Here is a 22,679-nt window from a genome sequence, read left to right on the forward strand (position 1 = left end):
TGAGCGGCTTCACCAGCGCCGACCTGGACATCGCCAACGGAACGCTCTTGAACGTGGCCAGCAGCGATGGCGGCGTAACCTGGACCGGGACACTCACTCCGAGCGCCGGAATCTCCGACACCACCAACTTCATCACCGTGAACAATGCCGGCGTGACCGACCTGGCCGGCAACGCTGGCTCGGGCACGATGAACTCCGGCAACTACGCCATCGACACCGTGCGCCCGACCGCGACGGGCATCGCAATAAGCGACGCAACGTTGAAGGCCGGCGACACAGCGGAGGTGACAATCACCTTCTCCGAAGCGGTGAGCGGCTTCACCAGCGCCGACCTGGCCATCCCCAACGGAACGCTCTCAGGCGTGACCAGCAGCGATGGCGGCGTAACCTGGACCGCGACACTGACTCCGAGCGCCGGAATCTCCGACCCCACCAACTTCATCACCGTGAACAATGCCGGCGTGACCGACCTGGCCGGCAACGCTGGCTCGGGCACGATGAACTCCGGCAACTACGCCATCGACACTGCGCGCCCGACGGCGACCATTGTCGTCGCCGACGACGCTTTGGTGATCGGCGAGACCTCGCTGGTGACGATCACCTTCTCCGAAGCGGTGAGCGGCTTCACCAACGCCGACCTGGACATCGCCAACGGCACGCTCTCGAACGTGAGCAGCAGCGATGGCGGCATAACCTGGACCGCGACACTGACTCCGAGCGCCGGAATCTCCGACACCACCAACCTCGTCACCCTGGACAACACCGGCGTGGCCAACGCGGCAGGAAACGCCGGAATCGGCACGACCGCTTCGAACAACTATGCGGTCGAGACCATTGTCGGCCCGCCTCCTGGCCCCGATCCCGACCCGAATACCCCGACCGACGGCAAAGACGTGATCACGTTGCCCTCGACGGGCGGCACGGTCTCGGCGGGCGAAGGCGCTGATAGCGTCAGCGGCGCTGGCGGTGTTGATTTCATTCACGGAAACACCGGTGACGACTCCCTTGCCGGCGGCGCAGGCGACGACATCGCCCGCGGCGGCCAGGGCGCGGACTTCGTGCAAGGCAATACCGGCGACGACCTGGTGTTCGGCGACCTGGGCGACGACACGGCAGTCGGCGGCCAGGGTTTCGACTTCGTCCAAGGCAACGTCGGGGACGACTATGTCTCCGGCGATCTCGGAAACGACACCGTCCTGGGCGGACAGGGTTCTGACATCGTGATGGGCGGGGCCGGCGACGACTACGTCTCCGGCGATCTTGGAAACGACACCGTGACCGGCGGAACTGGCGCGGACCTGTTCAACTTCGCCGGCGGAGACGGCCATGACGTAGTCACCGACTTCTCGCGGGCGGAAGGCGACCACATCCGCATCTCGCCCAGCGACGCCGCCGACTTCACGGCCCTGTCCAGCCACATCACCAGTCAGGGCGCTGATACCCTGATCACCCTGGGCGCCCAAACCGTGCTTCTGGTCGGCGTTTCAGCCGGCTCTCTGACCGCCGCGGACTTCGTGTTCGCCTAGGAGCGATTGCCATCGGTGGGGCGGCGCGGCAGGTTGCCGCCCGTCGCCCTTCGGCCGCGAGGGTGACGTGCATCAACCCGCGGCCTGGGCGTCGTTCACATGTCGAGTACGCAGATCCCCCTCTCCACGCATGACCAACTGCGAGAGGCCGCGCGCGACGCCTGGATCTACGCCCTGCCCCTGATCGAGATCGCCATGACTCGCGCCAGTCGCGGCGGGTTCGGCGGGGAGATCAACACCTTTGGCCACATGCGCGACCTGGCCGACCACAAGATGCGGGCGGTCACCACCCCCAACAACGACACCCTCTACACCAGCGCCCAGATCGACCTGAGCGCCGGCCCCGTCACCATCACCGTGCCAGCCGCGGGCGAGCGCTACCTGTCTCTGGCGCTAATGGACGCCTACACCAACAACTTCGCAATTCTTGGAACCCGCACAACCGGCCCCGACGGCGGAACGTTCAGCCTGGTGGGACCGAACGAGGCGGCCGAAGGCGCGAACGTGGTGCGCTCGCCGACCAATCATGTGTGGGCCCTGGCCCGCATCCTGGTCGACGGCGCGCCGGACCTCGAGGCGGCCCGCGCCATCCAGTCCGGCTTCTCGCTGCAGGGCCCTGCGATCGCGCTGGCCAAGACCTATGCCCGCCGCTCGGCCCCCTGGAACGAGTACTTCGCCAGCGTTGATGAACTGATGGTCGCCAATCCTCCGCCGGCGACCGACCTGGCCCTGCTGCGCAAGATTGCGGCCCTGGGTCTCGGCACGGGTGATTTCTCGCCCGACCGCTTCAGCGCCGAGGAGGCCGCGGCCATCGAGGCTGGGGTCGCCGAAGCTCGCGTGGCGGTGCGGCGTGGGGGCGGGGGCGCGAACTGGATTGACGGCTGGTTCTATCCGCGCGCCGATCTGGGGAACTTCGGGCAGAGCTACGCCTATCGGGCCGGCGTCGCGCTGGCCGGCTTGGCGGCTCTGCCGCCGGTCGAAGCTATGTACATGCGCGGTCGTGGCGAGCGCGGCGGCATCTATGACGGACACAAGCCCTGGCGCCTGCACTTCCCGGCCGATCAATTGCCAGCCGTGAACAGCTTCTGGTCGCTCAGCCTCTATGAGGCCACGGCCGACGGTCAGTTCTTCTTCGCCGACAACCCGATAGGCCGCTATTCCATCGGCGATCGCACCGCCGGCCTGACCTATAATGAGGACGGATCCCTCGACATCTGGATCGGCCATGAGCCTCCGGGCGGCGAGCGCGACGCCAACTGGTTGCCGGCCCCTCCGGCGCCTTTCGCCTTGTTCATGCGAGCCTATTTGCCAAAGCTCGCGATGCTGGACGGCAGTTATAGGCTGCCGCCCGTGACGGCGCTGGCCGTCGAATAGGGGGCTGAACACCCACCGAGCGGCCAAGCCAATATCAGCCGCCGCTCGGAATGCGCGTTTTACGCGAGCGATGAAGCTTCACGGCTGCCGCGCGGCTCCAAGCGGCATACAACCTTTGGGTCCGAAATCAGCGCGTTTTGACTGCGCTATTGCCGATTATGGCTAAGGTTCGGCCCGTTTCAGGTCCTCACGACACGCTTCAGGCTCGATTTCTTCAAATTGCCGAGCTTTCAGGCGCCGACTACTCCAATTCCAGCAAACATGTTCGCTGAGCATGCTCGTCTATCGCGCAGCCGGCGGCTAAATGCACGCTTTCCAAAGCAAAAATATGGGACTTAACTTCCGAGAATCCAACGCGAACCCCGGAGCAATCCCTTCGGGCGGACGTTTAGGGGTGAGGAGACCAAGATGTCTGCGGAGCCTTCGAACAAAACCCCCGATCCCATGGATGTGGCGCTAGGCGCCGCCGTCCGGATCCGTAGACGAACAATCGGCATGTCGCAGGAAGCCCTGGCCGAACAATGCGGCGTGAGTTTCCAGCAGATTCAGAAATACGAGAACGGCGCTAACCGGATCTCGTTTTCAAGGCTCGTCCAGATTGCAAGAGCCCTGCGATGCCGGGTTGTGGACCTGATGGACGTGCTGGACACACCTGCTGGCGAGGGCGACGTCGATCTGCTCAGCCGAATGCGAACGCCGGGCGCGCTGGAACTGCTGACCGCCTTCGAGCGCCTGCCGCAGGAAGCACGCTCATCGCTGGTCAATCTGCTGCGGGTGATGACCGATCCCGACGCCGGGCAGAAATCGCGTCAGAAAGAACTGGCCTAGCCAGTTTGAAAGCAGGGCGCCGGCCCGCGAAAGGACCGACGCCCACAGGATTGCGCGTGAATTCTAGAGAGGCTTGAGATCAACCGCGGCGATCTTGCCGCGCTCTTCCTTTTCTTCGTAGTCCAGCTTCTGACCTTCGTTCAGGCCGCGCATTCCGGCCCGTTCCACGGCGGAGATATGGACGAAGACGTCCTTGCCGCCGTTATCGGGTTGAATGAAGCCGAAGCCCTTGGTGGCGTTGAACCATTTGACGGTGCCGGTGGCCATAACGCTCTTGTCTCCCTGACAAGCGTTGGGCGCGCGGCGGAACCCCGCCAGGTCGCCCGGAAACAATCTCAGTCGTCTGGGAAGCGGCGAGTTCGGCCCACAAATCGGCGGTCAGAACGTGAGCAGGCCCAAGTCCGGATTGCGGGCCAAATTTTTGCACACGGCCCGGCTGCACCGTCAACACGGCGCTGGGTTCAACTTTCCGCCAGCACCTTGTCGATCAGGGCCTTGGCGTCCTTCCCGCCCCAGTCCGCGCCGCCAGCCAACCGACCGCGTTCGACGCCGTCCGCGCCGTAGATGATGGTGGTCGGCATGCCCGACGCCGTTGGCTTGAAGGCGAACGGCAGGGCCATCTTCGGGTCGTGGTAGAAGGCGAGCGGTGCGTGCTTGGCGATGAAGGCCCGGGCCTTGTCGGCGTCGTCGGGACGGTCGACGCTGATCGCGACGATCTCCACGGGCTTGCCCTGATAATCGGCGGCCAGCTTGGCCAGCGTCGGCATCTCGATGACACAGGGGCCGCACCAGGTGGCCCACAGATTGACCACCGTCACCTTGCCCCGGAAGTCGGCGATCCGCTTGGGCGCGCCTGTCGGATCCTGGAAGCTATTGACCGGCGCGGGGGCCGCCTCAACCGGCGTGACGAACTTCGCCATCTCGCCAGTGGCCAGCGACTTCAAGTTCGTTTCCCGCTGGGGGTTTATGGAAGCCTGGGCGATGATGTAGACAATCCCGGCGACGCCAAGCACGGCGACGCCCCGGAGCGCCCACTTCAATGGGATCGCCTTGGGTTCGCCCTTGGCCTCACCACCTGATTTTTCGCTCATATGACGCACTCTTCCTCGACTGCTTCCGGTAAGCCGGCGCAAGACCCGCAAGGCGCGGGCCAAGCCATGTGGGGCGGACGGTTCTCGTCCAAACCGGCCGAACTGATGCAGGCGATCAACGTCTCCATCGGCTTCGACAAGCGGCTCGCGGCCCAGGATCTAGCCGGGTCTCGCGCCCACGCGGCGATGTTGCTCAAGCAAGGCGTGATTACAAGCCAGGACGAGGCGGCCATCCAGGGCGGCCTCCAGGCGATCGAGGCCGAAATGGCCGCCGGAACCTTCCCGTTCCGCGATGAATACGAAGACATCCACATGAATGTGGAGGCGCGGCTGCGCGAGCTGATCGGCCCAGCGGCCGGCCGGCTGCACACCGCCCGCTCGCGCAATGACCAGGTGGCGCTGGACTTCCGCCTCTGGGTTCGCGACGCCGCCGACCGCACCATCCAGCAAATTCAGGCCCTGCAAAGCGCCCTGCTGGACAAGGCCGAGCCGCACGCCGCGACCCTCATGCCGGGCTTCACCCACCTGCAGCCGGCCCAGCCCGTGACATTCGGTCACCACCTTATGGCCTATGTGGAAATGTTCGGTCGTGACGCCTCGCGCTTTGCCGACGCCCGGGCCCGGATGAACGAATGCCCGCTCGGCGCCGCCGCGCTCGCCGGCTCGCCATTCCCAATCGACCGTCACGCGACGGCGACGGCGCTCGGCTTCGCCGCCCCCACCGCCAATTCTCTGGACAGCGTCGCCGATCGCGACTTTGCGTTGGAGAGCCTGGCGGCGGCGACCATCTGCGCCACGCACCTGTCGCGCCTGGCCGAAGAAATCGTGATCTGGATGACGCCGCAGTTCGGCTTCATCAAGCTGACCGACGCCTTCACCACGGGCTCGTCGATCATGCCGCAGAAGAAGAACCCGGATGCGGCTGAACTGATCCGCGCCAAGGTCGGGCGCCTGCTGGGCTCCTTCACCCAACTCACCGTGGTGATGAAGGGCCTGCCGCTGACCTATTCGAAGGACATGCAGGAGGACAAGGTCCCGACCTTCGAGGCCTTTGACGCTCTCGAACTGTCCCTGGCCGCCATGGCCGGCATGGTCGCCGACATGGAACCAGTGACGGAACGCATGGCCGCGGCCGCAGGCGCCGGGTTCTCGACTGCGACGGATCTGGCCGACTGGCTGGTCCGCACCCTCGACATGCCCTTCCGCGACGCCCACCATGTGACCGGCGCGGCTGTGAAGAGGGCCGAAGCCATCGGCTGCGACCTGCCGGGCCTGCCGCTCGCCGAGTTGCAGACGATCGAACCCCGCATCACCGCGGCCGTCTACGAAGTGCTGACGCCGCAAGCCTCGGCCGCCAGCCGCAAGAGCTACGGCGGAACTTCGCCGGAACAAGTCCGCGCCCAGATCGCGCGTTGGAAGGAGAAGCTGTAATGACCCTTCGTCCGCTAGTCGCGATCGCGCTGATCGGCGCCGCCGCCCTTGCCGGCTGTGGCAAGATGGGCCCGCTGGAACGTCCCGGCCCGATGGTCGGCGCGGGCTCGGGCGTCGACGCTGGCCCCAATCCGGGCCGCACGATCCGCACCGTCGATCCGCGCAACCGCGATGATCGCCCGGCGCCGCCGCGCACCCTGCCGATCGACTCCGCCCAGAACCCCACCGCCACCGCGCCCCAAGGCGCGCTTCCGGATCCGTACGCGAACCCCCGATGAATCACTTTGAGCTGAAGGGGGGCGAGCTCTTCTGCGAGGGCGTACCTCTCGCCGACATCGCGCAAGCGGTCGGCACGCCGGTCTATGTCTATTCGAGCGCCACGTTTGAGCGCCACTATACGGTCCTGCGCGATGCGTTGGTCGCCGAGGGCGTGAAGGGCGACAACGGCGGTGATCCGCTGATCGCCTTCGCGGTAAAGGCCAACTCCAACCTCGCGGTGCTGAAGACCCTGGCCCGTCTGGGCGCCGGCGCCGACACGGTGTCCGAAGGCGAGATCCGGCGCGCGCTCGCCGCTGGCGTCCCGCCGGAAAAGATCGTGTTTTCCGGCGTCGGCAAGACCGCCGATGAACTGGCCTTCGCTCTCAAAGCCGGCGTCGCCGAGATCAACGTCGAGTCCGAGCCTGAGATGCGGCTGGCCAGCCAGGTCGCCCAGTCGCTGGGAACCCGCGCCACCATCGCCATCCGCGTGAACCCCGACGTCTCGGCCGGCGGCCACGCCAAGATCGCCACCGGCAAGGAAGACAACAAGTTCGGCGTCTCGTTCTCCGAGGCTGAACGCCTCTACGCCAACGCCTCCAACGACGCGGGACTGAACCCGGTCGGCGTCACCTGCCACATCGGCAGCCAGATCACTGACCTAGCCCCCATGGCGGCGGCCTTCACCAAGATGCGCGGCCTGGTCGAGCGCCTTCGCGGCGAGGGGCTGTCGGTTCAGCGGCTCGATCTCGGCGGCGGCCTGGGCGTGCCCTATTTCAACCAGCCGACGCCGCCCTCGCCGGCCGACTACGCCCGCATGATCGCCAAGACCATGAACGGCCTGGACATTGCCTACGCCTTCGAGCCCGGCCGGATGATCGCGGCCAACGCCGGGGTTCTGCTGGCCAAGGTGCAGCACATCCACGAGCGGCCCGGCGGTCGCAAGTTCGTCGTGCTGGACGCGGCCATGAACGACCTGATCCGCCCCGCCATGTACGACGCCTATCACGAGATCGCCCCGTTGAAGCCGCGCGCCGGCGATCCCGTGGTCTATGACGTGGTCGGCCCAATCTGCGAGACCGGCGACACCTTCACCCGAGAACGCGCCCTGCCGCCGCTGGAAGCCGGAGACCTGATCGCGTTCATGAGCGCCGGCGCCTACGGCGCGGTGATGTCGAGCGAGTACAACAGCCGCCTGCTGGTTCCGGAAGTCCTGGTGAAGGGCGACGACTACGCCGTGGTCCGCCCGCGTCCGACCTATGAGGAAATGCTGGCCAAGGAAGCGTCCGCGCCCTGGCTATGAAGTCCTTCGCGCTGGGTCGTTAATCCTAAACTCTTCTTGCACACTAGCTGAGCCATAGTTGGGTACAGCAGTGGAGACGACAAGAGTGCAAGGCTTGCAGGGCTTTCAGGGTTTGACGTGGGGCGAGATGCTCGACGACGGGCTACCCGGTTCGACCCTGGAGGTCAGCAAGCGTAGCTGGCGCAACCGTTTGTTTGGTGTCGGCTTGGCCGCCGTCCTGTTGCTGATCGGCTTCGGAATTTCCGCCGCCTGCGTCTGGATTCTGGCAAATATCGCCCTTGAAGGGTCGCTCTTCTTCGCGCGGGCACGATATGCGCGCCTGGGCCGCCGGCCGCCGGTCGTCGAACGCCTCGCGCCGATCCTCGGCTTCAGCGCCGTCTGGTCGACCATGGCCAGCGTCTGCCTGTTCTACGGCGATCCGGCGCTTCAGGTCGCAGGTGTAGTCATCCTGCTCGGCCTCTTGATTGCGTCGCTCAAATACGCCGCCCTGAGCTGGGCCGGCTTCGTATTCCTGGCGCCGGCGCCGTTCGTGGCCCTGACGCTCGCACCCATCATGCTCACTGATTTCCGTGGATGGGAGCTGGCTCTGCTGCTCCTGGCCCTGGTGGGTCTGGGCGCCGTCATCGCAAACGTCGCCCATACGATCCGGCGCAACGCCCGAGCCTTGGAGGCCGCGCGCGCCCACGCCTTGGACGCCAGCCGCTCGAAGTCCGCCTTCCTGGCGATGATGAGCCACGAACTGCGCACGCCGATGAACGGCGTACTGGGCATGGCCCACGCCCTGGCGGCCACCAAGCTCACCCCTCAACAGGCCGGCTATCTGGATATGATCGTCCAGTCGGGCGATGGCCTGATGGCGGTGCTGAACGACATCCTCGACCTCTCGAAGATCGAGGCCGGCAAGCTGGAACTCGAGGCCGTCAGCTTCGATGTCGACAAGCTGGGTCGCCAGATATTCCTGATGTGGAGCGAGACCGCGCGCCTGAAGGGTCTGGAGCTCGTGCTGGAGATCGATCCCGCCACCCCCGCGTGGTTGGCCGGCGATCCGGTGCGCGTCCGCCAGATCCTGCTCAACCTGATCTCCAACGCCTTGAAGTTCACCGAGCAAGGCGAGGTCACCGTCCGTATCGCGCCGCTCGCCCCGCGTGGGATCGAAATCCTGGTGACCGACACAGGCATCGGCATGCGCCAGGATCAACAGGACAAGCTGTTCCAAGCCTTTTCCCAGGCCGAGGCCTCCACCACTCGCCGCTTTGGAGGCACGGGCCTGGGCCTCTCGATCTGCCGCCAGTTGGCGGAGATGATGGAAGGCGACATCTCGGTCACCAGCGAACCGGGCGCCGGCACGACCTTCCGGGTCGCCCTGCCCCTGCCCGCCGGCCAGGCTCCGGCCGAGGCGGAAATCCAGAACGAGATTATCAGTCTCGAAGGTCGCGAAATCCTCGTGGTCGACGACAACAAGGTCAATCAGGCGGTCGCCAAGGCGATCCTGGAGGCCGCCGGGGCCGTGGTCACCCTGGCCGACGACGGATTGGATGGGCTGGAGAAACTTCGGACCGGCAACTTCGGCGTGGTGCTGATGGATGTCCACATGCCCCGGATGGACGGCATCGAGGCGCTGGGCCGCATCCGCGCTGGGGAGGCTGGCCGTTTCGACATCCCGGTGATCGCCCTCACCGCCGACGCCATGTCCGGCGAGGGCGAGCGCCTGCTGGGCCTAGGTTTCGACGAGGCCCAGCCCAAGCCGATCCAGCCGGCCGAGTTGCTGTATGCGGTAGGCGCCTGGTGCCATCACGCCGAAACGCCGGCGCGCCTGTCGGCCTAGTCGAGCGCGCCTATATAGGGCAGGCCACGCAATGCGCCGGCGGCGTCCATCCCGTAGCCCACCAGGAACCGGGCCGGCGCCTGCCAGGCGACGAAGTCCGGCACGATGGCCCGGGGCGTCGGCCAGGGCTTGGATGCAAACACCGCGGTCAGGGCGCGGCTCGCCCCGGCGTCGCGAACCAGGCGCTGAGCCTCCGACAGCGACAGGCCTGTGTCGATCACGTCGTCGATGATCAAGGCGGTGCGGCCCGCCAAGGGGCGTTGCAGGTCGGCGCGCACCTCGCAGCGGCCAAGGCTCGCGCGCTCATCGCCATAGGAGGCCAGCCAGAGCGCGTCGAAACGGACATGACGACCGGCCCTCGACAGCGCCCGGGTCAGATCGGAGGCGAACCACAGCCCGCCAGTCAGCAGGCAGACGGCGACCGTGTCGTCGTCAATGCGCGGGGCGATCTCGCGGGCGAGGGCCTCGACCCGCGCGGCCACCTCGGCTTCCGAGAGCAGCACGACGGGTTCACGGTTGGCGGGGGTTTCAGTCATGCGAAGACAGGGCGTCCGGCGTGCCGGCCGCGAGCGGCTGGGCTTCGACTGGCGCCGGGGTCGGCGCGCTTGTGGCTGGCCGCAGAGTGGGCGCGGCGGTCTGAGTGTGCGGAGCGGCCTCCGACGGCCGAACCTTAGGGTTCGCCGGCTCATGCGGCGCGAAGGCCACTTCAAGCTCACGCGCGGTCGCCGGCGGATCGAGTAGGGCGATGGCGAAGTGCCGGGTGTCGCCCGATGGGATCTTGGCGTCGGCGGGCCGCGCGATCTTGGTGGCCACGACCTTGCCGTCGGCGTTGAGCAGGCTGATGCGCAAGGCGGGCGACACAACCGACTTGTCCTCGATATTGCGGATCATACCGGACACGGCGAGCGCGGCGTGGCCTTCCTGAAGCGCAGGCTCGAAACGCACGCCCTCGATCACCAGACCCAGGCTGTTCACCGGCAAGCCGACGCCAGCATAGGCGCTGGCCGTCCGCGGCCACAGCCGCACGACATCGACGCGGAAGATGATGGCGATCGCGATCAGCACGGCGAGGACCCCGGCCATGCCGGCCCAGATCACCCCGGCCGTGGCCGCTTCACGGACCCGGCGATCGGTGTCGGCCTTGGCGCGGAAGACCTTGGGCAAGGCCTCGCCGGGCAGCTCTCTGATCGGCCGCTCGTCCAGGCCCACGGCCGTCGCGTCGGACGCAAACTCTCCCACCGGCTCAGGCGTTGGAAACTCCAGGGGGGGCAATTCTGGAGTCGCGGTCCAGCGCGCACCACAGTTGGCGCACTTCACAGCGCGGCCTTCCGTGGGGATCTTGGAATCATCCACGAAATAGCTGGTGGCGCACTCTGGACAGGTCAGTATCATGACGGCCGAATCGGACGCTCCAGCAACCTCATCCGAGGTCGCCGATTTCGGCCCCCATGTCCAGAAACCCGAACGCCACAGGCGCCCCTGACGCCGACCCCGCCGTTGTCCGCTTCGATGATGTTTCGATGCGCTATGGTCGTGCCCCTGAGATTCTGAAGGATCTGACCTTCACTCTCGCGCCTGGGTCTTTCCACTTCGTGACCGGAGCGTCAGGCGCAGGCAAAACCTCGCTGCTGAAACTGCTGTTCCTGGCCGCGAAGCCCTCCAAGGGATTGATGCACCTGTTCGGCCAGGACGTCTCCACTGTCGCGCGCGAGGACCAGCCGTTCCTTCGCCGCCGGATTGGGGTGGTCTATCAGGAGTTCAAGCTGCTGGAGCACATGTCGGCGTTCGACAACACCGCCCTGCCCCTGCGGATCGAAGGACGAAAGCCGGACAGCTACCGCAACGACGTGGCCGAACTGCTGGCCTGGGTCGGGCTGAAGCATCGAATGCACGCCATGCCGGCCACTCTGGCGGGCGGCGAGAAGCAGCGCCTGGCCATCGCCCGCGCCGTGGTGAACCGCCCAGAAATCCTGCTCGCGGACGAGCCCACCGGCAATGTCGATCCGGAGATGGGGCTGCGCATCCTGAAGCTGTTCGTCGAGTTGAACCGGCTGGGCACCACCGTTCTGTTCGCAACCCACGACGAGGACTTGGTGGCCCGATCGGGGATGCCGGTCCTGCACCTCGAAAACGGCCGTCTGACCGCCCACGGGGCGCGGCCATGAGTGATTTCGATATCGGCCGCTGGCGCCCCGCTCCGTTTTTGCCAGAGGCCGACTCTCGCGATGGATCGCTGACCTTCGTGGTGGCGACGCTATGTTTTCTCGCCTGCCTCACCCTGATCGCAGTGCTGGCGACCAATCGCGCGGCGCGGGACTGGACAAGCCAGCTCGACGGGCAAGCGACCATCATCGTGCGCCCCAAGGCCAACGAAACGCCCGATGGCGCGGCGGCGCGCGCAGCCGAAACCTTGGCCGGCGTGCCAGGCGTGGCCGAGGCCAGGGCCCTGGAAAAGGAAAAGGCCGAGGCCCTGATCGCGCCATGGCTGGGCGCCGCCGACCTTTCTGATCTGCCGGTGCCCAGGCTTGTCGCCGTTCAACTGACCAAGACCGCCCCGGCGGACGCCATCGCTCTCGACCGCGCGCTCAAGGCCCAGGGCCTGGACGCTGTCGTCGACGACCACTCTGTGTGGATGGCCGACATCCAGCATGCGGCCCAGGTGGCCCGATGGGTGGGCATGGCGGTGTTCGGCCTGATCGCGACGGCCGCGGCCGCCGTCGTCGCCTTCGCCACCCGCGCGGGCCTCGCGGCCCGGCGAGAGGTGGTAGAGGTCCTGCATCTCTCCGGGGCGGAAGACGGCTTCATCGCCGGCCTGTTCCAATTGCGGTTTGCAAAGATGGCCGCGATCGCGGGCTTGTTCGGCGCCGGCGCGGCGGCGATCATGGGGGCCATTCTACGCTTGGCGGGGGGAGGCCAAGGTTTGACGCCCGTACTGCCGATCACCTGGCTCGACTTGCTGGCTGTGCTGCCCGCGCCATTGGCCGCCGGGGCGGTGGCCGCGCTCGCCGCACGACTGACCGCCCAAGCCATGATCCGGGACCTCGCATGAGAGGACTGATCGCCTTGCTGGTGGTTGCGGCGATCTGGGCGTCGGGCCTGCTGGCCTTCGCCGCCCGGGTCGATCGCTCGACCCCGGCGCCAGAGCCCCAAGCGGCGGACGGCATCGTCGCCCTCACCGGCGCGGGCTCCAACGCCCGGATCGGCGCGGCCATGGAGCTGCTGGAGGACGGCAAGGCCCAGCGCATGTTGGTCTCCGGTGTCAACCGCGAGGCCTCGCGCGAAGACATCCGAACCGTAAGCCGCGCTGTCCGCCGGCTGTATGACTGCTGCGTGGACCTGGGCTTCGACGCCGCCAACACTGTCGGCAATGCGCGCGAGACCCAGGAGTGGGCTCGCGCCATGGGCTTCGACAGCCTGATCGTCGTCACCGCCGACTATCACATGCCGCGCGCCATGCTGGAGTTGCGCGGCGCGATGCCGAACGTCGAATTGACCCCCTACCCCGTCATCACGCCGGTCCTGAAGGCCAATCGCTGGTGGCGCACCAGCGGCGGCGCACGGTTGATGGTGATGGAGTATAGCAAGTACCTGGCGATCCTTGGCCGGGAAGCCATCCTTGGGCTAGGACCGCGCGCCGACGCCGAAACGCCCACGCCCGCGACCGGGCCGAAGAAAGGCTGAACTGCTTGATCGCCCTCCGCTCCATCCTGTTCGTGGCCCTGTTCTACGTATGGTCGGTCATCGTCGCGGTCGGTCTCTCGCCGTTCCTGCTCGGACCGAGATCTTGGGCGATGGAGCTGATGCGTGTCTGGGCGCGCGGCATCATCTGGCTGTTGCGCGTGGTCTGCGACATCAAGGTCGAGGTTCGCGGCAAGGAGCACATGCCGAAAGGCGCGGCCCTGGTGGCCCCCAAGCATCACTGCATGTTCGATGTCTTCGCCCAATTCGCCTATCTGCCGGACGCCTGCTTCGTGATGAAGAAGGAGCTGACCTGGATCCCGTTCTTCAGCTGGTGGGGCATGCGGGCCAAGATGATCGTCGTGGACCGCGCGGGACATTCGACGGCGCTGCGCAAGCTGATCCGCGATTCCAAGGAACGCTTCGCCGAGAACCGACAACTGCTGATCTTCCCCGAGGGCACGCGCTCCGTGCCAGGCGCCCCGGCCGACTACAAGCCTGGCATCGCCGCCCTCTATCGCGAGATCGACGTCCCGGTGCATCCGGTGGCGACGAACGCCGGCGTCCACTGGCCCAAGCATGGCTTCATGCGCAAGCCGGGCACCATCGTCTTCGAGTATCTCGAGCCTATCGCTCCGGGCCTAAAGCGGGCGGAGTTCATGCGCTTGCTGCAGGACCGCATCGAAACGGCGTCCACCAAGCTGCTGACGCTGTAGCGCCGGCCAGCGCCTACTTGGCGACCAGTTCCAGCGCCTCGACCATGCCCAGCAATTTCTCCATGGCGTGATCGCGCACGCTCTCCTGGCGTAGGTGCATGATCAGGTCGCGCAGGTACTCGACATTGCGCCCCGACAGACCGGTGGCGCCGGCGATCAGCTCGGCCTGCCGCTCCAACGATAGCGCCCCGGCCCACTGCGGGTGGTGGGTGTCGGACAGGAAGACCAGGGTCTGGATCCGGCGACCATCGGCTACCCGCACAAAGGCGCTCGCCTCGACATAGGTCTCTGTGGGCTGTTCGCGTTCCCGCAGATATGCATAGACTTCCGGCCAGAGTTCCTCGGAAACGCGATAGGCCGCCCCGCGCACGGAGCCGCCCGGAGCCAGGCCGAGGACAAGCCCGGGACGTTCATAGGTGCCGCGATGGTGCACGGAATAGATGCAGAAGGCGCGACGCCGCCCGTGTAAGGTGGCCGCCTGACGCTCGAGGAATTCAAACCCCGGCCGCCACATCAGCGACCCATAACCGAAAACCCAACGCTCAACAGACATGGCCCGCCGCACCAAAACCGATCCGCCAGCCTCCCCTGTGCCCGATACGGCGAGCCCCCGCAAACGCCGACGGTGGGGTCTGTACATTCCGTTCATCATCGCCCTGGTGGCGGTGGTCGCCTGGACCGGTGTCTGGATCTACGCCCACGCCGAGGCCGGCCGGCAGATCGAGGCCGGCGCCGAGCGACTGCGCGCCGCCGGGTATCAGGTCTCGTGGACCCAGCGACGGATCACCGGCTACCCGTTCCGGCTCAACATCACCTTGACCAACCCGACCATCCGCGAGCCCTCGGGCTGGGGGCTGGCCGCCCCTCGCCTGGAGACCCAGGCCTATCTGCATGGCCTCGACACCTGGGTGATCGCGGCGCCGGTCGGTCTGACCTTCACCCGTCCGCGCGGCGGGGCGGTGAACGTCACCGGCGACATCATTCACGCCAGCATCTCCGAAGTGAACACGGCCCTGCCGAACTTCTCCTTCGAAGGCACGAAGCTCGCCTTTGCCCCGGCCGCCGGCGCCAATCCCTTCGCGCTGACCGCCGCCGACAAGGTGCAGATGCATCTGCGTCGCGGGCCCGACGATCAGGCTGCTGTGATGCTGAAGGTCGACAACGGCAAGGCCCAGCTATCGGGCCTGTTCGCGCGGATGGCCGGGGACAAGCCGATCTCGATCATCTTGGATTCCACGCTCTCGAACATCAGCGCCATGAAAGGCGATAGCTGGCCGCAGATGGTCCGCAACTGGGTGGCGGCAGGCGGACGCATGACGGTCCGCGAGGCCGGCGTCACCGCCGGCGACGTGATGATCGGATCGAACAGCGGCATCCTCAGCGTCGCGCGCGACGGGCGCCTGAGCGGGCGGCTCGACGTCAATCTGCGCGAGGCCCCCAAGGCGATCGGCGCCATGGTCGACACCGGCCTCATCCGACAGCAAGCCGCCTCCGCCGCCGCCATTGTCGCCTCGGCTCGTCAGGGGTCGGGCAACACCGCCCAGGCCAACATCAACTTCGAGGCGGGCCAGACCACGCTTGGTCCGGTCGCCATCGGACCGGCGCCGGAAGTCTACTAGCCGAACGGCCGGTCGATTGAAATCGGCGGGGTCGAGAACCATCGAGGCCCCGTCGGCGTCATGTACAGACAGTCCTCAAGACGCACGCCGAACTGCCCGGGCAGGTAGAGCCCTGGTTCGTTCGACAGGCACATGCCGGGCGCGAGCCCGGTCTTCTCGCCATGGACGAAATTGACCGGCTCGTGACCGTCCAGGCCGATGCCGTGGCCGGTGCGGTGCGACAGCCCCGGCAATTTGTAGCGCGGACCGTAGCCTAAGCTCTCATAGTAGGCCCGCACCGCGTCATCGACCGCGCCGGCCGGAACGCCGACCTGGGCCGCCTCGAAGGCGACCTGCTGACCGCGAGCCACCTGGTTCCAGACCTTGCGCTGCGCAACGCTCGGCTCGCCATAGACGAAGGTCCGCGAGACGTCGGATTGGTAGCCTTCGACATTGCAGCCGCAATCCATCAGCACGACTTCGCCGTCGCGCACCGCTTGCGGCCTTTCCGAACCATGCGGATAGGCGGCGGCCTCGCCGAGCAGGATGAGCTCGAATTCCGGCTGGCCGCCCAGCGCCACCGTCGCTCGCTTTACGATCGCCCCGATGTCGGCCGGGGTCATGCCGCGCTCGATCCGGGTGTGAGCGTAGCGATAGGCAGCCACGGTGATGTCGGTCGCGGTCTGCATCAGCGCGATCTCGGCCGGCGACTTGATCATCCGGCAGCCGCGCACGACGTCGGCGCCTGAGACGATCTGCACATCCGGCAGCAACCGGGCGACGCCGTCGCTGACGAAGAAGCGTACGGTCTCCTCGATCCCAATCGAGCCGCGCGCGAGTTTCCGCTCCTGCAGCCACCCGGCGATGAGCGCGGCGGGATTTTCGTCCTCCTGCCAGACCCTGACCTCGGCCGGGATGGCGAGGGTTTCGCGGACCGACGGCTCCTCGAAATGGGGCGTGACGATCAGCGCCTCGCCCGTCACCGGAATGACCGCCGCAGTCACCCGCTCGCTCCGCCACCACCGCACGCCGGTGAAATAGGTGAGGGAAGCGCCCGGCTCGATGATGAGCGCCGACACGCCGCTATCCTTCATCAGCCGCTGCGCTTTGGCGATCCGCGACAGCCACTCGGCTGGGCTAATCGGGACCACCCCGCCGGTCATCCTCGTCAAGCCGGCCGGTTGCGCGGCGACGATCCCGCCCGCCGCGAGCGCCAGCCCTGCGCCGCCGGCCAGAGCCAGAAATGACCTTCGATCCGCGTTCAGCATCGCCCCACCCTCGTCCTTCCCAATTGCTCGCATGGGGCGGAATATGCGTCCAGCAAGCCGCACAGGCGCAAGCGTGCGCGGGCAGGCGCCACAAGCGGTTTCTTGTGCAACTTTCTTGCGGCGACAGCGCCTATTGCGCCCTTCGCCGCAATGACCTAAGCGCCAAACCTTCGTTTTCGGGGGACAAAATGGCTGAGGCTGATCCCAAGACCGCCGCACCGAGCCTGGACGCTGTCCGGACCCGTATCGACGCGATCGATGCTCAGCTTCTGACGCTTGTCGACGAACGCGCCGGCCTCGCCATCCAGGTCGCGGCCGCCAAGGCCGCCGCCGGCGACGGCGCCAAGTTCGCCCTGCGCCCGGGCCGTGAGGCCCAAGTGGTCCGCGCCCTGCTCGACAAGCCCCGCAACGCCGCCCGTCCCAGCCTGGTCGTGCGGATCTGGCGCGAACTGATCGGCGACAGCCTCTCGCGCCAAGGCGCCTTCCATCTCACCGTCTTCGGCGGCCGCGATCCTGGCCGGGCGGTCGAAGGCGCACGCCTTCGCTTCGGCGCCGCCCCATCCCTGCGCCAAGTCGCTCGGGCCGAGGACGCCCTGGCGGCGGCCAAGACGCCCGGTGGCGTCGCCATCCTGGCCCTGGCCTCCGATACGCCCTGGTGGGGCCGTCTGCTGGCCGAACCGAAGCTGAAAGTATTCGCCGCCCTCCCCTGCCTCGCCGCCTGGGGGCCGCTCTCGGCGCTGGCCGTGGCCGATGTCGATGTCGAACCGACCGGATCGGACCTGACCTACTGGGTCACCGACGCCGGCGGTTCCCCGCGGTCCATAGAGGAAGCTCTGGGCCGCGACGGCGTCGCCGGCGACCTGATCGCCGAAGCCGGCGGGCTGAAGCTGTTCGCCCTGCTCGGCTTCTACCAGGCCGATGACGAACGCCTGGCCCGTGCGCCGGGCCGCCTCAGCGGCGTCATCGGGGCTGCGCCGGCACAGCTGGACGTGTAAGGACAGGCGTCCTCCCCGTCACGACCGGCCCTTTCCGCCCATGTCAGATATCGTTCTCGATCGCGCCGCTGCTCCCCGTCCGACGCCCAAGCCGGGCATCATGGACATCGCCCCCTATGTGCCTGGCAAGTCCAAGATCGACGGCGTCGAGCATCCGCTGAAGCTGTCGGCCAACGAGAACATCCTCGGCTCCAGCCCCGCAGCCCGCGAGGCTTTCTCGACCGCCTTCGACCAACTGCAGATGTACCCCGATGGCCGCACCACCGCCCTGCGCGAGGCGCTGGCGGTGAAGTATGGCCTGGAGCCGGAGCGCCTGCTGTTCGGCTGCGGCTCGGACGAGATTTTCCAGCTGCTCAACCAGACCTTCCTCGAGCCGGGCGACAACATCGTCCAGGGCGAGTTCGGCTTTGGCGCCTACGCCATCGGAGCCCGCGCCTGCCAGGCGGAAGTCCGAATGGCGCGCGAGCCGAACTACCGCGTCGATGTCGATGAGCTGCTGAAACTGGTCGACGCCCGCACCCGCATCGTCTTCGTCGCCAACCCGGCCAACCCGACCGGCACCTGGAATTCGGCCGAAGAGATTCGGCGGCTGCACGCGGCCCTGCCGCCCAGCGTGGTGCTCTGCCTGGACGGCGCCTATGCCGAGTTCTGCCACGACCCGGCCTATGAAGACGGCATGTCGATGGTGCGCGAGTTCGACAATGTCGTGGTCACCCGCACCTTCTCCAAGCTGCACGGCCTAGCTGCCCTGCGGGTCGGTTGGGCCTATATGCCGGAGGAAATGGCGGGCGCCATCGACCGCATTCGCCTGCCCTTCAACGTCAATATCCCGGCCCAGCTCGCCGCCGTCGCCGCGCTGGCCGACGACGAATTCCAAGAGCGCTCGCTCGCCCTCGTCGATCAGTGGCGGCCGTGGCTGACCCAGCAACTGGGGGGCCTGGGCCTCGAACCCCTGCCGTCGGCGGCCAATTTCGTGCTGGTCGGCTTCCCGACCGCGCCGGGCAAGACCGCGCGGGAGGCTGACGCTTTCCTGAGCGCGCGCGGCCTGATCGTCCGCTACGTGGCCGGCTATGGCCTGCCCAATCACCTGCGCATCACCATCGGCCTGGAAGAGCACAACCGGGCTATCGTTGAGGCGCTGCAAGACTTCATGAAGGGCGAACCGGCGTGAGCGTGATCTATCCTAGGATGGCGGTGATCGGCTGCGGGCTGATCGGCTCCTCGGTGATCCGGGCGGCGCGTGAAGCCGGCGTGGTCGGCGTTGTCGCCGTCGCCGACGCCAGCGAGGCGCACCGCAACCGCATCGTCGAACTCGGCTACGCCGATGAAGTCACGGCCGACATCGCGCAGGCCGTGAAGGACGCCGACCTCGTGGTGCTGGCCGTGCCGGTGCTGGCCATGGGCGAGGCCGCCAAGGCCGCCGCCGCGGCTCTGAAACCCGGCGCCACTGTGACCGATGTTGGATCAGTGAAAGGCTCGGTCTCCGACGCCCTGGCCGCCGCCCTGCCCGATAGCGTGTTCGTCATTCCTGGCCACCCGATCGCCGGCACCGAGCACTCTGGCCCCGACGCGGGCCTAGCCGAACTGTTCCAGAACCGCTGGGTGATCCTGACGCCCCAGGCCAGGACCGACGAGCCCTATATCGAGGCGGTCGGCCAGTTGTCGGAATTCTGGCGTGCGCTGGGCGCCAATGTCGACCAGATGGACGATCGCCATCACGACCTGGTGCTGGCCGTCACCAGCCACCTGCCTCACCTGATCGCCTACAATATCGTCGGCACCGCCGCCGACATGGAGGAGGTCACCCAGGCCGAGGTGATGAAGTACTCCGCCGGCGGCTTCCGCGACTTCACCCGCATCGCCGCGTCGGACCCGACCATGTGGCGCGACGTCTTCGTCGCCAACAAGGACGCGGTGCTGGAGATCCTCGGCCGCTTCACCGAAGACCTGCAGGCGCTGTCGCGGGCCATCCGCTGGGGCGAGGCCGACAAGCTGCACGACCTCTTCACCCGGACCCGCGAGATCCGCCGTGGCATCATCGCGGCCGGCCAGGAAAGCGCCGAGCCGAACTTCGGCCGTGATCGCGGCAAGCACTAGTTCCCCCTCCGTCGCGCTACGCGCGCCACCTCCCCCAAAGGGGGAGGATCTGCTCAAAGCCTAGATGCTCCCCCTCTGGGAGAGCTGGCGGCGAAGCCGACTGAGAGGGCTCACGCCGCCGGCCGCTCGCGCTTGACGATCTCCTCGGCCAGCCGTCCGGGGATCTCGGCCATGTGGTCGAACTGAGCGGTGAAGTCGCCCAACCCCTGGGTCAGTCCGCGAAGCTCGGCGATCAGGTGCTGGCGCTCCGATCTTGGCAGGCAGACCTCGATGTCGTCCCACCCGCTCCAGCCCTCACGCGGCTGGAAGCCGAGAATCTGGCCGCGCCTGGCCGACACCGCCTGGGTGATCTTCGAAGTCGAGGCCTGGGGCGCGTGGATCGTCAGCTTCTCGATCGGCTCCAACAGATAGGGCGCGCAGGCCCGCAGGCCGTCGCTCATGGCCAACCTGCCGGCCGCTCGGAAGCTCATCTCCGAGGAATCGACGCTGTGATAGGAGCCGTCGGTCAGCACCACCTCGACGTCGGTCACGGGGAAGCCCAGCGGCCCGCGTTCAAGCGCGTCTCGCACACCCTGTTCGACCGAGGGGATCCATTGCCGCGGCACCACCCCGCCGGTGATCTTCTGTGAGAAGGCGAAGCCCTCGCCACGGGCGCGCGGCCTGATTTCCAGCACCACGTCGCCGAACTGGCCATGACCGCCGGTCTGCTTCTTGTGGCGACCGCGCTGGGTGACCGGCTTGCGGACCGATTCCTTGTAGGAGACCTTCGGCGCCTGCGTCGTCGCCTCCAGCCCAAACCGCCGACGCAGTCGCTCAACGGTGACCTGGAGATGGGCTTCGCCGCGCCCCGATATCAGGGTCTCTTGGGTTTCGGGATCCAGGGTGACCTCCAGGGCCTGATCCTCCTCGGCCAGCTTGGCCAGAGCCGCAGACAGCCGCACATCGTCCTTGCGGTCCTTGGCGGCGATGGACATCGCATAAAGCGTCGGGACGCGGACCACCGGTATCGCGCAACGGCGGGGCTTGCCGTCCATCGACAATACCTGACCAGCGCTCGCCGTCTCCAGCTTGGCGATCCCGACCACATCGCCGGGATGGGCCTTGTCGATCTTACGGGTGCTGAGCCCAGAGACCGCCAGCAGCCCGCCGGCCCGGGACTTCTCGCCGGTTTCGGCGGTCAGTTCGTCGCCGTCGGTCAACTCCCCGCCCATGACCCGCGCATAAGCGACCTTGCCCGCCTGGCCGGCGAACGAGGTCTTGAAGACATAGCTGCACGGACCGTCGAACTCCATCCGTCCAGCGGCGACCAAGACATCGGGCGTTTCGTGCCTCAGCGCTTTCAACAGCCGCCGAACGCCAAAGCCGTTCAAGGCCGAGCCGAAGAACACCGGCACGATCAGACCGCCGTGGAAGTCGGTAACGAGGTCGGCGAACACCGCATCGCGGCTTGGATTGAAGTCCGAGAGCAATTGCTCCATCAGGTCATCGTCGAAGTCGGCCAACTGCTCGAGCATGTGGAAGCGCGCGTCGGCCTCCTGCGCCGCCAAATCGCCCACCAGGTCTATCTGCTGCGAGGCCTGGCCCGGCCGATAGGCGAAGGCCCGTTCCAGGGCGAGGTCTACGAAACCAGTGACCTTATCCTGCTCGACCAATGGGATCTGGCGCGCCACCAGCGGCGCAGTGGAGGCCTGCGCCAGGGTCGCCATGAATTCGTCAAGGCCGCCGCGCGCCTGGTCGATGCGGTTGACGAAGACCGCATGCGGGACACCGCGATCCTCCAGCGCCTTCAGGATCGGCTGCAATAGACCTGCCCGAACGGGATTGGGATCGGCCACCACCACAGCCAAGTCCACAGCGGGCAGCACATAGTCCTCCGCGCCCGCAAACTCCGGCGAGCCCGGACAGTCGATCACGGCGTAGCGGTCGCCCATGAACTCGAAGCCGGCGATGTTCAACTCGGTCGACTGGCCACGCTGGCGCGCTTCCGGACTGGCGTCGCCGACGCTGGTTGCGCCGACCTCGCCCTGACGCGGGATCGCGCCGCTCGCGAATAACATGGCTTCTAGAAGGGTTGTCTTGCCGGCTCCCGGCGCCCCCACAAGGGCGATGGCGCGTGTCGAGCCGGAACCTGGTCTGCCCATGGTCCGTCCTCCCAAGTCCAGGCGCCCGCCTTGGGGACGGGCGCAGAAACCCCGACATCCTTATGCTTCCACCCGCACTGGCCCCGATGCAAGTCAAGGAGACGCGAGCCGTGGTCACCGGCGCCGAACCACCCCATATTGCGCGTCCCTCTTCGGAGCCTCACAGGAACGAGCATGAACGGTTACGCGTGGCTGGGCCTCGCCATTGTCGCCGAGGTGATCGCCACCACCGCGCTCAAGGCCTCCGACAGCTTCTCCAAACTAAGCCCCTCGCTGATCACCATCGCGGGTTACGGCTTCGCCTTCTGGTGCCTGTCCCATTCGATGAAGACGGTGCCGGTCGGCGTCGGTTACGCCATCTGGTCGGGGGTCGGCATCGTGCTGATCACCGCCATCGCCTGGGTGCTGTTCAAGCAGAAGCTCGACCTTCCAGCGATGATCGGCATGAGCATGATCCTGGCCGGGGTGGTGGTGATCAACGTCTTCTCGAAGAGCGCGGGCCACTAGAAACCTCGTCATCCTCCGGTCGTCTGCAAGACGATCGGGGGGACCC

Annotated in this window: 23 protein-coding genes; 16 read left to right on the forward strand and 7 right to left on the reverse strand. The window is 66.9% G+C overall.

The window, feature by feature from the left end:
• The 3 genes from Q8M13_RS07775 to Q8M13_RS07785 all read left to right on the forward strand — a co-directional run.
• On the forward strand, positions 1 to 1,526 hold a 1,526-nt coding region (locus Q8M13_RS07775; RefSeq protein WP_305299219.1), incomplete at its 5' end, for an Ig-like domain-containing protein.
• 99 nt (positions 1,527 to 1,625) lie between these two features.
• Positions 1,626 to 2,900: a DUF1254 domain-containing protein gene (locus tag Q8M13_RS07780; protein WP_305299220.1), complete on the forward strand. Its 1,275-nt coding sequence runs from the start codon at positions 1,626 to 1,628 to the stop codon at positions 2,898 to 2,900.
• A 495-nt stretch (positions 2,901 to 3,395) separates the two neighbouring features.
• On the forward strand, positions 3,396 to 3,728 hold the full coding sequence (locus Q8M13_RS07785) for a helix-turn-helix domain-containing protein (protein ID WP_370869990.1): 333 nt from the start codon (positions 3,396 to 3,398) through the stop codon (positions 3,726 to 3,728).
• Between the two features lie 63 nt (positions 3,729 to 3,791).
• Here Q8M13_RS07785 and Q8M13_RS07790 read toward each other — a convergent pair whose 3' ends face one another.
• Complete coding sequence (locus tag Q8M13_RS07790; RefSeq protein ID WP_305299221.1) at positions 3,792 to 3,995, reverse strand: cold-shock protein; 204 nt, start codon at positions 3,993 to 3,995, stop codon at positions 3,792 to 3,794.
• 194 nt (positions 3,996 to 4,189) lie between these two features.
• Entirely contained in the window at positions 4,190 to 4,819 is a 630-nt protein-coding gene (locus Q8M13_RS07795) for a TlpA disulfide reductase family protein (RefSeq protein ID WP_305299222.1), read from the reverse strand.
• Here Q8M13_RS07795 and argH point away from each other — a divergent pair, their 5' ends adjacent.
• The 4 genes from argH to Q8M13_RS07815 all read left to right on the forward strand — a co-directional run bounded on the left by argH (position 4,820) and on the right by Q8M13_RS07815 (position 9,633).
• Positions 4,820 to 6,250: an argininosuccinate lyase gene (gene argH, locus Q8M13_RS07800; protein ID WP_305299223.1), complete on the forward strand. Its 1,431-nt coding sequence runs from the start codon at positions 4,820 to 4,822 to the stop codon at positions 6,248 to 6,250.
• Positions 6,250 to 6,528: a hypothetical protein gene (locus Q8M13_RS07805; RefSeq protein WP_305299224.1), complete on the forward strand. Its 279-nt coding sequence runs from the start codon at positions 6,250 to 6,252 to the stop codon at positions 6,526 to 6,528. Before argH ends, Q8M13_RS07805 begins: the two co-directional genes overlap by 1 nt.
• On the forward strand, positions 6,525 to 7,808 hold the full coding sequence (gene lysA, locus Q8M13_RS07810) for a diaminopimelate decarboxylase (protein WP_305299225.1): 1,284 nt from the start codon (positions 6,525 to 6,527) through the stop codon (positions 7,806 to 7,808). The genes Q8M13_RS07805 and lysA overlap by 4 nt, the downstream gene beginning before the upstream one ends.
• A gap of 85 nt (positions 7,809 to 7,893) precedes the next feature.
• Entirely contained in the window at positions 7,894 to 9,633 is a 1,740-nt protein-coding gene (locus Q8M13_RS07815; protein WP_305299226.1) for an ATP-binding protein, read from the forward strand.
• On the opposite strand, the gene Q8M13_RS07820 is transcribed toward Q8M13_RS07815, so the two are convergent.
• Both Q8M13_RS07820 and Q8M13_RS07825 read right to left on the reverse strand, forming a co-directional pair.
• A complete protein-coding gene (locus tag Q8M13_RS07820) occupies positions 9,630 to 10,169 on the reverse strand; it encodes a phosphoribosyltransferase (RefSeq protein WP_305299227.1) in 540 nt (179 codons plus the stop codon). The two genes, Q8M13_RS07815 and Q8M13_RS07820, sit on opposite strands and share 4 nt — an antisense overlap.
• Positions 10,162 to 11,025 (reverse strand): DUF3426 domain-containing protein, encoded by an 864-nt coding sequence (locus Q8M13_RS07825; RefSeq protein WP_305299228.1) that lies wholly within the window; start codon positions 11,023 to 11,025, stop codon positions 10,162 to 10,164. Before Q8M13_RS07825 ends, Q8M13_RS07820 begins: the two co-directional genes overlap by 8 nt.
• A 56-nt stretch (positions 11,026 to 11,081) precedes the next feature.
• Here Q8M13_RS07825 and ftsE point away from each other — a divergent pair, with 56 nt between their 5' ends.
• From ftsE to Q8M13_RS07845, 4 genes are read left to right on the forward strand one after another with little or no spacing between them, the layout of a single operon-like run.
• On the forward strand, positions 11,082 to 11,798 hold the full coding sequence (gene ftsE, locus Q8M13_RS07830) for a cell division ATP-binding protein FtsE (RefSeq protein ID WP_305299229.1): 717 nt from the start codon (positions 11,082 to 11,084) through the stop codon (positions 11,796 to 11,798).
• A complete protein-coding gene (locus tag Q8M13_RS07835) occupies positions 11,795 to 12,682 on the forward strand; it encodes an ABC transporter permease (RefSeq protein WP_305299230.1) in 888 nt (295 codons plus the stop codon). Before ftsE ends, Q8M13_RS07835 begins: the two co-directional genes overlap by 4 nt.
• Positions 12,679 to 13,314, forward strand: coding sequence for a YdcF family protein (locus Q8M13_RS07840; RefSeq protein ID WP_305299231.1), 636 nt, complete (start codon positions 12,679 to 12,681; stop codon positions 13,312 to 13,314). The genes Q8M13_RS07835 and Q8M13_RS07840 overlap by 4 nt, the downstream gene beginning before the upstream one ends.
• A 5-nt stretch (positions 13,315 to 13,319) precedes the next feature.
• On the forward strand, positions 13,320 to 14,027 hold the full coding sequence (locus tag Q8M13_RS07845) for a 1-acyl-sn-glycerol-3-phosphate acyltransferase (protein WP_305299232.1): 708 nt from the start codon (positions 13,320 to 13,322) through the stop codon (positions 14,025 to 14,027).
• Between the two features lie 13 nt (positions 14,028 to 14,040).
• Here the strand turns inward: Q8M13_RS07845 and Q8M13_RS07850 are convergent, their stop codons facing one another.
• On the reverse strand, positions 14,041 to 14,580 hold the full coding sequence (locus tag Q8M13_RS07850) for a gamma-glutamylcyclotransferase (protein ID WP_305299233.1): 540 nt from the start codon (positions 14,578 to 14,580) through the stop codon (positions 14,041 to 14,043).
• On the opposite strand from Q8M13_RS07850, the gene Q8M13_RS07855 reads away from it, so the two are divergent.
• On the forward strand, positions 14,579 to 15,646 hold the full coding sequence (locus Q8M13_RS07855; RefSeq protein WP_305299234.1) for a DUF2125 domain-containing protein: 1,068 nt from the start codon (positions 14,579 to 14,581) through the stop codon (positions 15,644 to 15,646). The genes Q8M13_RS07850 and Q8M13_RS07855 overlap by 2 nt on opposite strands.
• On the opposite strand, the gene Q8M13_RS07860 is transcribed toward Q8M13_RS07855, so the two are convergent.
• Positions 15,643 to 16,893, reverse strand: coding sequence for a Xaa-Pro peptidase family protein (locus Q8M13_RS07860; protein WP_305299235.1), 1,251 nt, complete (start codon positions 16,891 to 16,893; stop codon positions 15,643 to 15,645). The genes Q8M13_RS07855 and Q8M13_RS07860 overlap by 4 nt on opposite strands.
• Positions 16,894 to 17,081: 188 nt before the next feature.
• Here Q8M13_RS07860 and Q8M13_RS07865 point away from each other — a divergent pair, with 188 nt between their 5' ends.
• The 3 genes from Q8M13_RS07865 to Q8M13_RS07875 are packed head-to-tail and all read left to right on the forward strand — an operon-like array spanning position 17,082 to position 19,985.
• Positions 17,082 to 17,888, forward strand: coding sequence for a chorismate mutase (locus Q8M13_RS07865; RefSeq protein ID WP_305299236.1), 807 nt, complete (start codon positions 17,082 to 17,084; stop codon positions 17,886 to 17,888).
• A 40-nt stretch (positions 17,889 to 17,928) separates the two neighbouring features.
• The gene (gene hisC / locus Q8M13_RS07870) at positions 17,929 to 19,059 is read left to right on the forward strand and encodes a histidinol-phosphate transaminase (protein ID WP_305299237.1); all 1,131 of its coding nucleotides are present in this window, start codon (positions 17,929 to 17,931) and stop codon (positions 19,057 to 19,059) included.
• Entirely contained in the window at positions 19,056 to 19,985 is a 930-nt protein-coding gene (locus Q8M13_RS07875) for a prephenate/arogenate dehydrogenase family protein (RefSeq protein ID WP_305299238.1), read from the forward strand. The genes hisC and Q8M13_RS07875 overlap by 4 nt, the downstream gene beginning before the upstream one ends.
• 110 nt (positions 19,986 to 20,095) lie before the next feature.
• Here Q8M13_RS07875 and Q8M13_RS07880 read toward each other — a convergent pair whose 3' ends face one another.
• On the reverse strand, positions 20,096 to 22,126 hold the full coding sequence (locus Q8M13_RS07880) for an elongation factor G (RefSeq protein ID WP_305299239.1): 2,031 nt from the start codon (positions 22,124 to 22,126) through the stop codon (positions 20,096 to 20,098).
• Positions 22,127 to 22,300: 174 nt separating this feature from the next.
• Here Q8M13_RS07880 and Q8M13_RS07885 point away from each other — a divergent pair, with 174 nt between their 5' ends.
• Positions 22,301 to 22,633, forward strand: coding sequence for an SMR family transporter (locus tag Q8M13_RS07885; RefSeq protein ID WP_305299240.1), 333 nt, complete (start codon positions 22,301 to 22,303; stop codon positions 22,631 to 22,633).
• Positions 22,634 to 22,679: the final 46 nt, after the last annotated feature.

Origin of the sequence: Phenylobacterium sp. (genome assembly GCF_030681155.1) — a bacterium.
GTDB lineage: Bacteria > Pseudomonadota > Alphaproteobacteria > Caulobacterales > Caulobacteraceae > Phenylobacterium.

Bases quoted from the DNA above. Each gene is read 5' to 3' on its own strand.
- Q8M13_RS07850 (WP_305299233.1), bottom strand. From the start codon at position 14,580: ATGTCTGTTGAGCGTTGGGTTTTCGGTTATGGGTCGCTGATGTGGCGG.
- Q8M13_RS07785 (WP_370869990.1), top strand. From the start codon at position 3,396: ATGTCGCAGGAAGCCCTGGCCGAACAATGCGGCGTGAGTTTCCAGCAG.
- Q8M13_RS07880 (WP_305299239.1), bottom strand. From the start codon at position 22,126: ATGGGCAGACCAGGTTCCGGCTCGACACGCGCCATCGCCCTTGTGGGG.
- Q8M13_RS07840 (WP_305299231.1), top strand. From the start codon at position 12,679: ATGAGAGGACTGATCGCCTTGCTGGTGGTTGCGGCGATCTGGGCGTCG.
- Q8M13_RS07865 (WP_305299236.1), top strand. From the start codon at position 17,082: ATGGCTGAGGCTGATCCCAAGACCGCCGCACCGAGCCTGGACGCTGTC.
- Q8M13_RS07780 (WP_305299220.1), top strand. From the start codon at position 1,626: ATGTCGAGTACGCAGATCCCCCTCTCCACGCATGACCAACTGCGAGAG.
- lysA (WP_305299225.1), top strand. From the start codon at position 6,525: ATGAATCACTTTGAGCTGAAGGGGGGCGAGCTCTTCTGCGAGGGCGTA.
- Q8M13_RS07825 (WP_305299228.1), bottom strand. From the start codon at position 11,025: ATGATACTGACCTGTCCAGAGTGCGCCACCAGCTATTTCGTGGATGAT.
- Q8M13_RS07855 (WP_305299234.1), top strand. From the start codon at position 14,579: ATGGCCCGCCGCACCAAAACCGATCCGCCAGCCTCCCCTGTGCCCGAT.
- Q8M13_RS07820 (WP_305299227.1), bottom strand. From the start codon at position 10,169: ATGACTGAAACCCCCGCCAACCGTGAACCCGTCGTGCTGCTCTCGGAA.
- Q8M13_RS07835 (WP_305299230.1), top strand. From the start codon at position 11,795: ATGAGTGATTTCGATATCGGCCGCTGGCGCCCCGCTCCGTTTTTGCCA.
- Q8M13_RS07885 (WP_305299240.1), top strand. From the start codon at position 22,301: ATGAACGGTTACGCGTGGCTGGGCCTCGCCATTGTCGCCGAGGTGATC.
- Q8M13_RS07790 (WP_305299221.1), bottom strand. From the start codon at position 3,995: ATGGCCACCGGCACCGTCAAATGGTTCAACGCCACCAAGGGCTTCGGC.
- Q8M13_RS07805 (WP_305299224.1), top strand. From the start codon at position 6,250: ATGACCCTTCGTCCGCTAGTCGCGATCGCGCTGATCGGCGCCGCCGCC.
- Q8M13_RS07860 (WP_305299235.1), bottom strand. From the start codon at position 16,893: ATGCTGAACGCGGATCGAAGGTCATTTCTGGCTCTGGCCGGCGGCGCA.
- Q8M13_RS07795 (WP_305299222.1), bottom strand. From the start codon at position 4,819: ATGAGCGAAAAATCAGGTGGTGAGGCCAAGGGCGAACCCAAGGCGATC.
- hisC (WP_305299237.1), top strand. From the start codon at position 17,929: ATGTCAGATATCGTTCTCGATCGCGCCGCTGCTCCCCGTCCGACGCCC.
- ftsE (WP_305299229.1), top strand. From the start codon at position 11,082: ATGTCCAGAAACCCGAACGCCACAGGCGCCCCTGACGCCGACCCCGCC.
- argH (WP_305299223.1), top strand. From the start codon at position 4,820: ATGACGCACTCTTCCTCGACTGCTTCCGGTAAGCCGGCGCAAGACCCG.